Annotated in this window: 10 protein-coding genes and 1 tRNA gene; 6 read left to right on the forward strand and 5 right to left on the reverse strand. The window is 63.4% G+C overall.

Translation table 11 applies throughout. The annotated features are described in order from the left end of the window. Nucleotides 1–72: 72 nt before the first annotated feature. Nucleotides 73–2,892 carry a pyruvate dehydrogenase (acetyl-transferring), homodimeric type gene (aceE, locus tag CH256_RS17385; protein WP_094640411.1) on the reverse strand — a complete coding sequence of 940 codons (2,820 nt, stop codon included), beginning with the start codon at nt 2,890–2,892 and terminating at the stop codon, nt 73–75. A gap of 258 nt (nt 2,893–3,150) precedes the next feature. On the opposite strand from aceE, the gene CH256_RS17390 reads away from it, so the two are divergent. The 4 genes from CH256_RS17390 (at nt 3,151) to CH256_RS17405 (ending at nt 5,052) form a co-directional block, all read left to right on the forward strand. Continuing rightward, complete coding sequence (locus tag CH256_RS17390; RefSeq protein WP_032379129.1) at nt 3,151–3,573, forward strand: DUF3052 domain-containing protein; 423 nt, start codon at nt 3,151–3,153, stop codon at nt 3,571–3,573. A gap of 31 nt (nt 3,574–3,604) precedes the next feature. After that, complete coding sequence (locus CH256_RS17395) at nt 3,605–4,066, forward strand: peroxiredoxin (RefSeq protein ID WP_094640166.1); 462 nt, start codon at nt 3,605–3,607, stop codon at nt 4,064–4,066. Nucleotides 4,067–4,153: 87 nt separating this feature from the next. Then, nucleotides 4,154–4,225 (forward strand) — tRNA-Val (locus CH256_RS17400). 152 nt (nt 4,226–4,377) lie between these two features. Then, a complete protein-coding gene (locus CH256_RS17405) occupies nt 4,378–5,052 on the forward strand; it encodes a nitroreductase (protein WP_179272132.1) in 675 nt (224 codons plus the stop codon). Here the strand turns inward: CH256_RS17405 and CH256_RS17410 are convergent. After that, nucleotides 5,033–6,388, reverse strand: a complete 1,356-nt coding sequence (locus CH256_RS17410) for an MFS transporter (RefSeq protein ID WP_094640410.1) — start codon at nt 6,386–6,388, stop codon at nt 5,033–5,035. The two genes, CH256_RS17405 and CH256_RS17410, sit on opposite strands and share 20 nt — an antisense overlap. 283 nt (nt 6,389–6,671) lie before the next feature. Continuing rightward, a complete protein-coding gene (locus tag CH256_RS17415) occupies nt 6,672–7,613 on the reverse strand; it encodes an NAD(P)/FAD-dependent oxidoreductase (RefSeq protein WP_094670124.1) in 942 nt (313 codons plus the stop codon). A 104-nt stretch (nt 7,614–7,717) separates the two neighbouring features. Here CH256_RS17415 and CH256_RS17420 point away from each other — a divergent pair, with 104 nt between their 5' ends. After that, nucleotides 7,718–9,118 carry an amino acid permease gene (locus CH256_RS17420; RefSeq protein ID WP_094670125.1) on the forward strand — a complete coding sequence of 467 codons (1,401 nt, stop codon included), beginning with the start codon at nt 7,718–7,720 and terminating at the stop codon, nt 9,116–9,118. A gap of 6 nt (nt 9,119–9,124) precedes the next feature. On the opposite strand, the gene CH256_RS17425 is transcribed toward CH256_RS17420, so the two are convergent. Further along, nucleotides 9,125–10,291 carry an iron-containing alcohol dehydrogenase gene (locus tag CH256_RS17425; RefSeq protein ID WP_094670126.1) on the reverse strand — a complete coding sequence of 389 codons (1,167 nt, stop codon included), beginning with the start codon at nt 10,289–10,291 and terminating at the stop codon, nt 9,125–9,127. Nucleotides 10,292–10,383: 92 nt separating this feature from the next. Next, nucleotides 10,384–11,877 carry a CoA-acylating methylmalonate-semialdehyde dehydrogenase gene (locus tag CH256_RS17430; protein WP_094670127.1) on the reverse strand — a complete coding sequence of 498 codons (1,494 nt, stop codon included), beginning with the start codon at nt 11,875–11,877 and terminating at the stop codon, nt 10,384–10,386. Nucleotides 11,878–11,989: 112 nt separating this feature from the next. On the opposite strand from CH256_RS17430, the gene CH256_RS17435 reads away from it, so the two are divergent. Beyond that, nucleotides 11,990–12,886 carry a LysR family transcriptional regulator gene (locus CH256_RS17435; RefSeq protein ID WP_094670128.1) on the forward strand — a complete coding sequence of 299 codons (897 nt, stop codon included), beginning with the start codon at nt 11,990–11,992 and terminating at the stop codon, nt 12,884–12,886. Nucleotides 12,887–13,087 lie beyond the last annotated feature (201 nt).

The raw sequence follows: 13,087 nt of genomic DNA on the forward strand, positions 1-13,087 counted from the left end.
CCGACCCCCGCCCCTATCGCGACGGACATGCTTCGCGACGTGGGACGGGGGTCGGCCGAACAGGGGTGGAACCTACGCCGAACCGGTGTCGGCGTACGACGTCGGAGCTGCGGTGACGTCGTCGATCTTGTACTTCTCCGCGGCCTCGACTGCCTTGGACTTGTCGATCTCACCGGATGCGGCGAGAGCGGACAACGTGGCGACGACGATCGACTCGGCGTCGACGTTGAACACCCGTCGGGCGGCCGGACGGGTATCGGAGAATCCGAAGCCGTCGGTGCCGAGGGTGACGTAGTCGCCCGGAACCCACTGACGAATCTGGTCCGGAACAGCGCGCATCCAATCCGACGATGCGATGACCGGGCCGTTGGCGTCGGCCAGCGCCGAGGTGACGAACGGAACCCGCTTGTCGGCACCGGGGTTGCGCAGTGACTCCTTCTCGGCGTCGACGCCGTCGCGGCGCAGCTCGCCCCAGGACGTCACCGACCACACGGCCGAACGCACGCCCCACTCCTCGAACAGCAGCTCACGGGCCTTGCGGGCCGAGACCATGCCGACACCCGAGGCCAACAGCTGCGCCTCGGGTCCGTCGCCCTCCTGCGGAGCTGCGAAGCGGTAGATGCCCTTGAGCAGACCCTCGACGTCGAGGTTCTCCGGCTCGGCCGGCTGTACGTACGGCTCGTTGTACAGGGTGATGTAGTAGAAGATGTTCTCGCCGCCGAAGCCTTCCACGCCCTCGGTGCCGCCGTACATCCGTCGCAGACCGTCCTTGACGATGTGTGCGATCTCGTACGAGAACGCCGGGTCGTAGGCCACGGCCGCCGGGTTGGTCGACGCCAGGAGCAGCGAATGACCGTCGGCGTGCTGCAGACCCTCACCGGTGAGCGTGGTACGACCCGCCGTGGCACCGAGGACGAATCCGCGAGCCATCTGGTCAGCCGCAGCCCAGAGACCGTCGCCGGTGCGCTGGAATCCGAACATCGAGTAGAAGATGTACAGCGGGATCATGACCTCGCCGTGCGTGGCGTACGAGGTGCCGACCGCGGTGAACGACGACGTGGAACCGGCCTCGTTGATGCCCTCGTGCAGGATCTGGCCGACCGAGCTCTCCTTGTAGGCGAGCATCAGCTCCGAGTCCACCGAGGTGTACAGCTGGCCGTTGCGGTTGTAGATCTTCAGCGACGGGAACCACGAGTCCATACCGAACGTGCGGGCCTCGTCGGGGATGATCGGCACGATTCGGTGGCCGATCTCCTTGTCTCGCAACAACTCTTTCATGACGCGCACGAGCGCCATGGTGGTGGCGACTTCCTGCTTGCCCGAGCCCTTGCGCAGCGTCTTGTACGTGTCGTCGCCCGGCTGCGGCAGCGGCTTGACGTCCACTCGCCGCTCGGGGACGAATCCACCGAGCTTGTTGCGACGATCGAGCATGTACTGGATCTCGGGAGCGTCCGCACCGGGGTGGTAGTACGGCGGCATGTACGGATCCTTCTCGAGCTCCTCGTCGGAGATCGGGATGTGCTGGAGATCGCGGAACGTCTTGAGATCGTCGAGCGTCAGCTTCTTCATCTGGTGCGTGGCATTACGGCCCTCGAAGTGCTTGCCGAGGGTGTAGCCCTTGATGGTGTGCGCCAGGATGACCGTCGGCTGGCCCTTGTGCGACATCGCGGCCGCGTAGGCAGCGTGCACCTTGCGGTAGTCGTGGCCGCCGCGCTTGAGGTTCCAGATCTCGTCGTCCGAGAGATCCTTCACGAGCTCCTTGGTGCGCGGATCGCGGCCGAAGAAGTGATCGCGAACGTAGCCGCCGTCGTTGGCCTTGTAGGTCTGGAAGTCGCCGTCGGGCGTGGTGTTCATGAGGTTCACCAGTGCGCCGTCGCGGTCCTTGTGCAGCAGCGAGTCCCACTCGCGGCCCCAGACGACCTTGATGACGTTCCAGCCGGCACCGCGGAAGAACGACTCCAATTCCTGGATGATCTTGCCGTTGCCGCGGACCGGGCCGTCGAGGCGCTGCAGGTTGCAGTTGACGACGAACGTGAGGTTGTCGAGGCCTTCGGTAGCGGCCACGTGCGCGAGTCCACGCGATTCCGGCTCGTCCATCTCGCCGTCACCGAGGTACGCCCACACGTGCTGATCGGTGGTGTCCTTGATGCCGCGGTCGTTGAGGTAGTGATTGAAGCGGGCCTGGTAGATGGCGTTCATCGGGCCGAGACCCATCGATACCGTCGGGAATTCCCAGAAGTCCTGCATCAGGCGCGGGTGCGGGTAGGACGGCAGTCCGCCACCCTCGTTCACGTGGCTGGCTTCCTGGCGGAAGCCGTCCATGCGCTCGGCCGGGATACGTCCTTCGAGGAAGGCGCGGGCGTAGATGCCGGGGGAGGCGTGACCCTGGATGAAGATGTGGTCGCCGCCGCCCGGGTGGTCCTTGCCGCGGAAGAAGTGGTTGAAGCCGACCTCGTAGAGCGCTGCCGACGAGGCATACGTGGAGATGTGGCCACCGACACCGACGCCGGGACGCTGCGCGCGGTGCACCATGATCGCGGCGTTCCAGCGGATCCAGGCGCGGTAGCGGCGTTCCATGGACTCGTCGCCGGGGAACCACGGCTCGTTCTCGGTGGGAATGGTGTTGACGTAATCCGTCGACGTCAGCGACGGCAACGCGACGCGGCGTTCGCCGGCGCGCTCGAGCAACCTGAGCATCAGGTAGCGAGCGCGGTTGGGGCCGGACCTCTCCAACAAGCCGTCGAACGATTCGATCCATTCGTTGGTCTCGTCGTTGTCGATATCGGGCAGGTACGACGCGACACCCTCACGGATGACGCGGACCCGGCCGTCCGAGCCCTTCTTGCCTGCAGACGATGTGTTCTGCCGTTCGCCGCTGTTCACTTCGGACAACGTGTGCACTCCTCAATGTGGCGGACGCTCGGTGTGGCGCCCGGTCCCGGTAGTCCCGCCCCTGTGACGGCGGTCTACTTTCCTCGTTCTCGTGATTCCTCCCCAATCCTGCCGCATCTCGTCGGTTCTGGTAGTACAGAGGTCCGATACCCACCAGTAGAAATTTATGTACGCAATTTCGGCGCGGTCAGCTTGCGCGAACGGCTTCGACACTGTTCGCTTTGACTACTGCACCCACAATTCAAGGAGGTCACCACCGTGGTCGCCGCGGCGGACGCTCAGAACTACGCTCAGAAACTTGGCATCACTCGCGACATGGTCGTACAGGAGCTGGGCTGGGACGAGGACACCGACGATGATCTGCGCGCCGACGTAGAAGATGCGATCGGTGGCGAGACCCTCGACGAGGATTCCGACGAGGTGATCGACGTTGTACTGCTGTGGTGGCGCGACGGAGACGGTGACCTGGTCGATGCGCTCATGGATGCGATCGGTCCGCTCTCGGACGATGGCATCGTGTGGGTCCTCAGCCCCAAGACCGGCATGTCCGGTCATGTCGAACCCAGTGAGATTGCCGAGTCCGCCCCGACCGCAGGGTTGACGCAGACCTCTGCGGCAAACCTCGGTGACTGGATCGGAAGTCGATTGGTTCAGCCCAAGACCCCTGCCACCAAGCGGTAGGCCGATGCTCGATACAGGAAGACGGTTCTAGATGCCGATCGAGGTTGGCGCAGTTGCGCCCGACTTCACCCTCAAAGACCAGAACAACCAACTGGTCACGTTGTCGTCGTACAGGAACGTGAAAAACGTTCTGCTCGTGTTCTATCCACTGGCCTTCACCGGCACGTGCCAGGGCGAGCTGTGCAGAGTGCGCGACGAGCTACCGACCTTCGAGAACGACGAGACTGCGATCCTGGCGATCTCGGTGGGTCCGCCTCCGACCCACAAGATCTGGGCTGCAGAACAGGGTTACACCTTTCCGCTGCTGTCGGACTTCTGGCCGCACGGTGAGGTTGCTCAGGCGTACGGCGTGTTCAACGACAGCGCCGGCTTCGCTAATCGTGGAACGTTCGTCGTCGATAAATCCGGAATCATCAGGTTCGCCGAAATGAACGGACCCGGCGAGGCTCGCGACAGTTCTTCGTGGGCCGAGGCTCTCGCACAGGTGAGCTGACCTGCGGAATTGTAGTTAGAGATCAGACACGATAAATTTCTCCAAGCGTTCCGGTGGCCCGGGGTTATCCCCAGGCCACCGGTACTCGGGCGTATAGCTCAGCGGTAGAGCTCTGGTTTTACACACCAGCGGTCGGGGGTTCGAACCCCTCTGCGCCCACCGTCTTCCGATACGCGGCTCGCCGGGACCCCGCACAACGCGCCCGATGCTCCTCTGGCAGCCGTTCATCCGCGCCGAAGAGTGTGTGGCTGGGTTCAGCCGTGGTGTTACGTTCGACCCGCACCCGACGACACCGACACGAGGCGGACGATGTGACCCGGTACGACGCACTGACAGAACTTCTCGACGAGAGGTATTCGTGCCGGCAGTTCCTGCCGAAGCAGGTCTCGCGTGAGGTACTCGAACAGTTACTGTCTGCCGCCCGGCGTACACCGTCGTGGTCCAACACCCAGTCGTGGCAGATCATCGTGACCGAAGGCGATGCCACCCGGAAGTTCTCCGACGCTTTGGTGGAGCACGTGGCGTCCGGTGTGCCGCAACCGGATTTTCCGTTCCCAGCCAACTACAACGCTGTGCACCGCGCGCGCAGACGCGAATGCGGTGGCGCGCTGTACGAAAGCATCGGCGTGGTCAAGTCCGACACCGAGGCGACGACGCGTCAATTCATTCGCAATTACGAGCTGTTCGACGCCCCGCACGCGGCCATCATCACCACCGACGCCGATCTGGGTGTGTACGGCGCGGTCGACTGCGGTTTGTATCTGCAGACTTTTCTGCTGGCCGCGCAGAGTCTCGGTCTCGGAGCGATCGCACAAGCAGCCCTCGCCGCGTACTCACCGTTTCTGCACGAGTGGTTCGACATCCCGGACACTCGAAAAGTGGTGGCCGGCATCTCCTTCGGCTACCCGGACGAGACGCACTCGATCAACGGATTCCGTACCAGCCGAGCCCCTTTGGACGAGACGGTCACGTTCGTCGGGAGCTGACATCGTCGAGCGCTCCCGACTGCGACGGCAGTCCGTCGGCGACTCGGCTGCCGGTCCGCAATCCGCCGTAGGTCTTCTGCCGGATGGTCGCGAGGGTGATCATGCCGATCACGGCCGAGCCTATGACGAAGTAGGCGGGTGAAACCGAGCTTCCGGTGCGGTCGATCAGCCACGTCGCAATGTAGGCAGCGGTCCCACCGGTCGCGATCGTCGCAATGTTGAAGCCGAGAGCGACGCCGGTCAATCGAACTCGCGAGTCGAACAACGACGGGAACAGGGGAGCGGTTGCCGTCTGGATCAAGGGTGTGCCTACCGCGAAGAACATGAAAGCAATTGCAGCAACGAACAACCCGTGACCACTCATCATCGACATTGCCGGGTACGCGAGCAGTGCCGAGGCGAGCAATCCGCTGGCCAGCACACGAACGCTGCCGAACCGATCTACCAGCAACCCGGCGAGCGGCATGGACGCCGCGACGAGCACGATCACACCGGCCGCAGTCCAGGTGACCGAACTCTGACTGAATCCACCTTCGCGCACCAAATGGATGCCGATGTAGGTGAGCACCATGTATCCGGTCGCGTTCTGAGCCACACCCAGTCCGAAGACCTGCAAAACCTGCTTGGGGTGAGTGCGAAGCAGTTCGGTCAACGGTGCCTTCGCGACTTCGTTTTCCGCGACTGCGTTGACGAACTGCGGGGTGTCTTCGATTCGAGTTCGGGTCCAGAGGCAGAACAGCACCAGTGGGATGCCGAGCAGGAACGGAATTCGCCAGCCCCAGCTGGTCATTTGTGCATCGGTGGTGAGAGTGGAGGTGACGGCCACGGCGATGGCCGCGAGTGCGAAACCGCTGTTGCTACCCAATGCGACGAAAGATGCGCCGAGCCCCTTGCGTTTTTCGCCGACCGTTTCGTAGACGTATGTGAGCGCGCCGCCGAGTTCGCCACCGGCAGAGAAGCCCTGAACCAGACGGGCTATGACCAGCAGGATCGGCGCGAGAACCCCCGCGTTCTCGTAGGTGGGGAGGAAGGCCATCAGCGCACTGCCGACGCCCATGAGCAGTACCGAGAACAACAATGCGCGCTTGCGGCCGTGGCGGTCACCGAGGCGGCCGAAGAAGATTCCGCCGATCGGACGCATCAGGTAGGCAGATGCGAAGACGGCCAGACTGGCGAGTAACGACGCCGTCGGGTCGTCGCCGGGGAAGAACAATGGGCTGACGACCACCGCGAGGTAGGCGTAGACGGTGAGGTCGTAGTACTCGACGATGGTGCCGACGGTGGCAGCGAGTACGCCACGGCGTCTGGTCTGCTCCGGGGTTCGGATGGTGGCCACGGACTGCTCCGATTCTGTGTGCGACGGCGACGAGGGGGCGAGATCTGCGCGTGTCGTCACACCTTAATCGGTTAAATGTGTACATACTTCGAAATAGTGAACAAGAATTAAAGTAACTATCCTACGGTCGAAGTGGCTGCCGGCGATCCGGTTGAGAGATGTTCGCGCGCACTGTTTTCGGTGGCATCAGCGGGCATGAACACGGCAACGGTCCACGCCGATTGCGCTACCGCCACGAGGGAACCCGAGCGCACAAGGGAGTGGAGCAGTCGCGCCGCGAGGTTCAGTGCCGGAGCGCGTCGATCAGCGCACGCGCCACATCCGTGCCCGAACGCCAGGCGCTCTCCACTCGGGGCACTCCGGACTCGCACCACTGATCGCCCGCCGAACCGACGAAGCGTCCGTCCTGCTCGCGAAGCGCGAAGTTGGAATCGTGCTGCGCTGCGGGCTTGGCGAAGGTCCACCGATGAGCGTGGGTCCATGTGGGTTGCGTGGATGCGACGGCCAATTCGCGAAGGGCGTCGACAACTGGGGCGATCGCACCGTCCGGTTCGTCGAGATGCTGCTGAGCTCGTTCCGACGTGGTGTGCACCACCAGAACCGGAGCGCCGTCTCCGCGGCGTGCACCGTCGTCGACGACAAAATCGATATCGGGATGATCGTTGACGAACGCTGCGTCCCGGAAGGGAATGTCCAGCACGTCGAACCCACACGCCACCGCGATGACGGGTACGTAGTCGACCGCATCGGGAACTGTGGTCAGTCGCATCGCCTGAGGATCCGGCATCGCGATCACGACGTGGCCGTCGGGCAATTCGGTCAGCTCGGTGGAATGCTCGATGTCGAAGCCCTCGAGCATGTTTCGTACCAGCGATCGCAGCCCGTTCGGGGTAGCCCAGCGAACGGGTCCGGTCGTTGTGCACGGGGCTGTTGCGGGCTTGAGGATGCCGAACGTGTTGGCCCACTGGCGCGCCAACCCAGCCGACTCCCAATCGGCAACCACGGTCGAGAATTCCTGATCACGAACGGTGAAGTAACCGGCGCCCAGGTCGACGCGACGGCCGTGCAACTCCGGCGATGACATCCGCCCACCCGGAGCTCGGCCTCGGTCGACGATGCGGAACGGCACGTCTGCGTCGCGAAGAACCCGCGCGCAGGCCGCACCGGCTATGCCGGCACCGACGATGGTGACCGGATCGGTGATGCTGTCCGCTTCGGAGTTCATGCGTCCAGTATGCCCGGATTCGCGCGAATATCTCTGTACCACCGCCTGTCTGGACATAACGGTCACCCGCTGCGTCGGCGTTCACATTGTGTTCGACTACAGGGATGGCCATTACGGAGAAGCCGGACACCGGCGAGAACGGACTCGGTACCAGCCTGAAACCACGGCACGTGACGATGATTTCGATAGCCGGAGTCATCGGCGCGGGATTGTTCGTGGGTTCGGCCAACGCGATCGCGACGGCAGGCCCGGCGGTGCTGCTGGCGTACCTGTTCGCGGGAACACTCGTGATTCTGGTGATGCGCATGCTGGGGGAGATGGCGACGGCCAATCCCGACACCGGCTCGTTCTCCACCTATGCCACACGCGCACTCGGACATTGGGCCGGGTTCTCGGTCGGATGGCTCTACTGGTGGTTCTGGGTGTTGGTGATACCGGTGGAAGCCACCGCGGCAGCGTCGATTCTCACCAACTGGCTCGGCGGAGCCCAGTGGATGTGGGCACTGCTCATCGTCATTGCCCTCACCGCGACCAACCTGATCAGCGTCGGTAACTACGGCGAATTCGAGTTCTGGTTCGCGCTGGTGAAGGTGGTGGCAATCATCGCGTTCATCGGCCTCGGGATCGCGGCCATCCTGGGATGGCTACCCGATTCGGAAGTCAGTGGTGTGGACCAACTCTGGGCCTCGGGAGGATTCATGCCTCTCGGGTTCGGCGCGGTGATCGCGGCCATGCTGACGACGATGTTCTCGTTCATGGGCTCGGAAATCGTCACCATCGCTGCTGCTGAATCCAAGGACCCGGCGAAGGGAATCACCCGCGCCACCAACTCGGTGATCTGGCGAATCTCGATCTTCTACTTCGGTTCCATCTTCGTCATCGTCGCTTTGGTGCCCTGGAACGAGCTGGATCCCAATACGGGCTCGTACCAATTCGTGCTGTCCAAGATGGGAATTCCGCACGCCGAGACCATCATGGACATCGTCATCCTGACTGCCGTTGCGTCCTGCCTGAACTCTGCGCTCTACACCGCGTCGCGCATGCTGTATTCGCTCGGCGATCGAGGCGACGCACCCAGGGCGGTCAAGAAGATCACCACGAACGGGGTGCCGTGGATCGCGGTGATCGCCTCGATGGTGCTCGGCTTCCTCGCCGTGGTCGGAAACTACATCCTGCCCGAGAAACTCTTCACCTACCTGCTGGCGACCACCGGGGCCGTCGCGCTCTTCGTCTACCTCGCCATCGCCAGCAGCCAGCTGGTGCTGCGACGTCAACTCGACCGCGACGACGAACGCCCTGCCGTTCGGATGTGGCTGTACCCGTGGTTGACCTACCTGGCCATCGGGTTCATCGTCTTCGTCCTGGTGATGATGGTGGTGCGGCCGGAGCAGCGGTCGTCGATCCTGCTCTCGGCCGTCCTCGCCGCAGTGACCGTGATCGGCGGAATCATGGTGCAACGCCGAAATACGCGGCGCGACACTGTTGCCGCCCGCGCATCGGAGTGAGTGCGACTAGATTCCCGCGTACACCTGCCGGTACAGATCGACGATCTGTTCGGCGGTCGGCACGACCGGATTGTTGCCCGGGCTGCCGGACGCGAGTGCCTGCTCGGCCATGAGCGGCAACAGGTCGTCCCATTTCGCCTTGTCGATACCGAAGGTCTCCGGCGTCGGCACCTCCACCTCACGGCACAGTGTGACGATCGCATCCTGCAACTTGCCACCGGCAACCTGATCGGAATCGCTTTCCGACGCCGCGCCCAGTGCGCGTGCGCAGTCGGCGTAGCGCGCCTGTGCCCCGTCGATCGAGAATGCGGTGACGGCGGGCAACAGCATCGCATTGGAAAGCCCATGTGCAACATGGAAATGCGCCCCGATGGGACGACTCATCCCGTGCACCAGGCAGACGCTCGCATTGGAGAAGGCCATTCCCGCCTGCGTCGAGGCATGCATCATCGCCTCGCGCGCCTGCCGGTCGCCGCCGTCCCGATACGCCCGCAGCAACGACGTCCCGATCGTGCGAATCGCGCTGAGCGCCAAACCGTCGGAGATGGGGTTGGCCTTCTTGCTGACGTACGCCTCGATGGCGTGGGTGAGAGCATCGACACCGGTGTCGGCCGTCAGGCGTGCCGGCATCGACATCGTCAACTCGAAGTCGATGATCGAGGCGATCGGGAGAAAGGACAGGCCGGGGCACAACATCTTTTCGTCCGAGGCGACGTCGGTGATGATGGTGAACTGAGTTGCCTCCGAACCACTTCCGGCCGTGGTGGGGATTGCGATGATCGGTAGGGCCGGGCCGGTCGACAGCACGGGAGCTTTGAAGTCCCGCATCGTGCCGCCCTGCACCGCGAGGATGGCCAACGCCTTGGCCGTGTCCATCGGACTGCCACCGCCGAACCCGATGATCGAATCGGCCGAATGCTGCTGCACCGCGTCGAGACCGGCGACCAACGAATCGGTCGTCGGATCCGGAACGGTACCCGAGAACAATGCAGGCGTCTTACCGGCATCGGTCATGATCTTCATCAAACGATCCGCCGAGCCGTTACCGGCCATGAACGCATCGGTGACGAGCAACGGCCGTGACACGTCGAGGTCGGTCAGAACCGTCCCCAGATCCTCGACGGCACCGCCGCCGAGCTTGAGGAACCGAGGAAACGAAATATTGGCAACCATGGGTGTGCTCCTTAGCGCTGTGGACCCATGTGAGCGGAAATTCGTAACCTGCTACGAAGTTCCGTGCACATGCGTCAGCTCTGTTTCTGGGCTCAGCTGTTTTCAGGGAAGCCGAGGTTGATGCCGCCGTGGCTGGGGTCGAGCCAGCGACTGGTGACGGCTTTGCCGCGGGTGAAGAAGTGGACACCCTCGGTGCCGTGGGCGTGGCTGTCGCCGAAGAGGGAGTTCTTCCAGCCACCGAAGCTGTAGTACGCCATGGGAACCGGGATGGGCACGTTGATGCCGACCATGCCGACCTCCACCTCGTTCTGGAAGCGGCGGGCAGCCCCACCGTCGTTGGTGAAGATGGCGGTGCCGTTGCCGTACGGGTTCTCGTTGATCAGTCGAAGCGCGTCGTCGTAGGTCTCGACGCGGACGACCGAGAGGACCGGTCCGAAGATCTCGTCGGTGTAGACGCTCATGTCGGGAGTCACGTTGTCGATGAGGGTGGGGCCGAGCCAGAAACCGTCGGTGCCACCGTCGGGCTGGACGGTGCGTCCGTCGACGACGAGGGTGGCTCCGGCTGCTTCGCCTGCATCGACGTACGAGGCGACCTTGTCACGGTGGGCCTTGGTGACGAGTGGACCCATGTCTGCCCCTCGGGTGCCGTCGCCGGTGACCAGCGGGGTGGTGCGTTCGGCGATCTTCGCGACCAGTTCGTCGGCGACGTTCCCGACGGCCACGAGTGCGGAGATGGCCATACAGCGTTCGCCTGCGGAGCCGAAGCCTGCGTTGACCATGGCGTCGGCGGCGAGGTCGAGATCTGCATCGGGGAGTACGACGGCGTGGTTCTTGGCACCGCCGAGGGCTTGGACGCGCTTTCCGTGTGCGGTGCCGGTGGAGTAGACGTACTGGGCGATGGGGGTGGAGCCGACGAAGGAGATCGACTTGATCTTCTTGTTCTCGAGGAGTTCGTCGACGGCAACCTTGTCGCCTTGGAGGACGTTGAACACCCCGTCGGGCAGACCGGCCTCGGCCCAGAGCCGGGCGAGCCAGATACTCGCGCTCGGGTCTTTCTCCGAGGGCTTGAGTACCACGGTGTTGCCGGCCGCGATGGCGATGGGGAAGAACCACATCGGGACCATGGCCGGAAAGTTGAAGGGGGAAATGATGCCGACCGGTCCGAGCGGCTGGCGGATGGAGTAGACATCCACGCCGGTCGAGGCATTCTCGGTGTATCCGCCCTTGAGCAGATGCGCCATGCCGCAGGCAAATTCGACGACTTCCTGGCCACGAGAGATCTCACCGAGGGCGTCGGAGAGCACCTTTCCGTGCTCGGCGGTGATGATCTCGGCAAGCTCGTTCTTCCTCGCGTTCAACAATTCTCGAAACGAGAACAAGATCGATGTGCGCTTGGCGAGGGAGGTGTCACGCCACGCCGGGAATGCGGCTGCAGCGGCGTCGATGACCGCCCGGGCGTCGCCCTGATCGGCCAGGGTGAGCGCGCCGGTGACCTCACCGGTCGCGGGATTCGTGACGGGCGCGGTTCGGTCGGAGGTGCCGGAATAGGTCTTTCCATCGAGCCAGTGCGCAATGACGTCGGTCAACGTTCGATCCTTCCATCGGTGTGTTCCGAGTCTCACTTGTAAGGATGCACATGTCAAAGGCCAAAACCGCAGATCGCTGTGCAGAAATGCACACCGGCGATAGTCTCGGTGGGTGTTCAACGCAGACCACCTCCGCTACTTCCTCGAAGTGTCGAGGACCGGGCGTTTGACCGACGCCGCGCACACTCTCGGTGTGGACCACACCACCGTCGGTCGGCGCATCACCGCGCTCGAGAAATCGGCCGGTCAACGCCTGTTCGACAGAACGCCGACGGGTTGGCGACTCACCGAGGCGGGTCGACGCCTCGTCGGATATGCCGAGACCGTCGAATCGACACTCATCGCCGCCTTCGAGGATCAGACCTCCGACACCGGCACACTGCGAGGGACCGTTCGCATCGCAGCCCCGGACGGGTTCGGAGCGTTCGTTCTGACACCGAAACTGGGGCTGCTCAGAGACAAGCACCCCGACCTCGACATCGAATTGGTCACCGCGACCGAGCACAACTCGTTGGCCACCAGGGAATTCGACATCGCAATCACGTTGGAGCGGCCGTCGCCGCGATTCGTGGTGACTCGCAGGTTGGCCACGTACTCCCTCGGGCTCTACGCTGCCGCCGAGTATCTCGCCGCGACGTCGCCCATCGACACCGTCGACGATCTACGAGAACACACGCTGATCTCGTACGTCGACGCGTTGCTCGATGTGGCACCGCTGCGAATCCTGGATGCGATTCTGCCGGAGGGCCGCGCGCAGATTCAGACCAACAACATCACCGGGCAGTGGATCGCGGCGAGATCCGGGGTGGGAATTGCGCCCTTGCCCAGCTACATCGGTGAGCCCGACGAGGCCCTCGCGTCGGTGTTGCCCGGCGTCGTCTCGGTCGAGCGGACGTATTGGACGGTGGTGCCGCGAGAGCTGACCGGTCTGGCGCGGGTGAAGGCCGTCGACGAATTCCTGCGGTCGGTCGTGACCGACGAACAACATCTCTTTCCTGTGTCGCAGTAACGACGCGAGAAGTGCACAGTCCGAGAGTGCCGGTGGCCGTTGATATTTGGACGTTTCGATGAGACGCGCGTCTCGTGATGACGGACACACGTGACGCCGACCTCAAAGAAGTGGGAAACAGTGAAGATAGGGGTAACAATCTGTTACAGACACATCCGCGGACGCGGATCCACTCGAGATTCTGGGGGAATCATGACACTG

The organism is Rhodococcus sp. 05-2254-6 (assembly GCF_002258565.1).
In the GTDB taxonomy this organism is placed as follows: Bacteria; Actinomycetota; Actinomycetes; order Mycobacteriales; family Mycobacteriaceae; genus Rhodococcoides.

Coding starts and splice junctions, on each gene's coding strand:
- CH256_RS17395 (WP_094640166.1), top strand. CDS start 3,605: ATGCCGATCGAGGTTGGCGCAGTTGCGCCCGACTTCACCCTCAAAGAC.
- CH256_RS17415 (WP_094670124.1), bottom strand. CDS start 7,613: ATGAACTCCGAAGCGGACAGCATCACCGATCCGGTCACCATCGTCGGT.
- CH256_RS17420 (WP_094670125.1), top strand. CDS start 7,718: ATGGCCATTACGGAGAAGCCGGACACCGGCGAGAACGGACTCGGTACC.
- CH256_RS17425 (WP_094670126.1), bottom strand. CDS start 10,291: ATGGTTGCCAATATTTCGTTTCCTCGGTTCCTCAAGCTCGGCGGCGGT.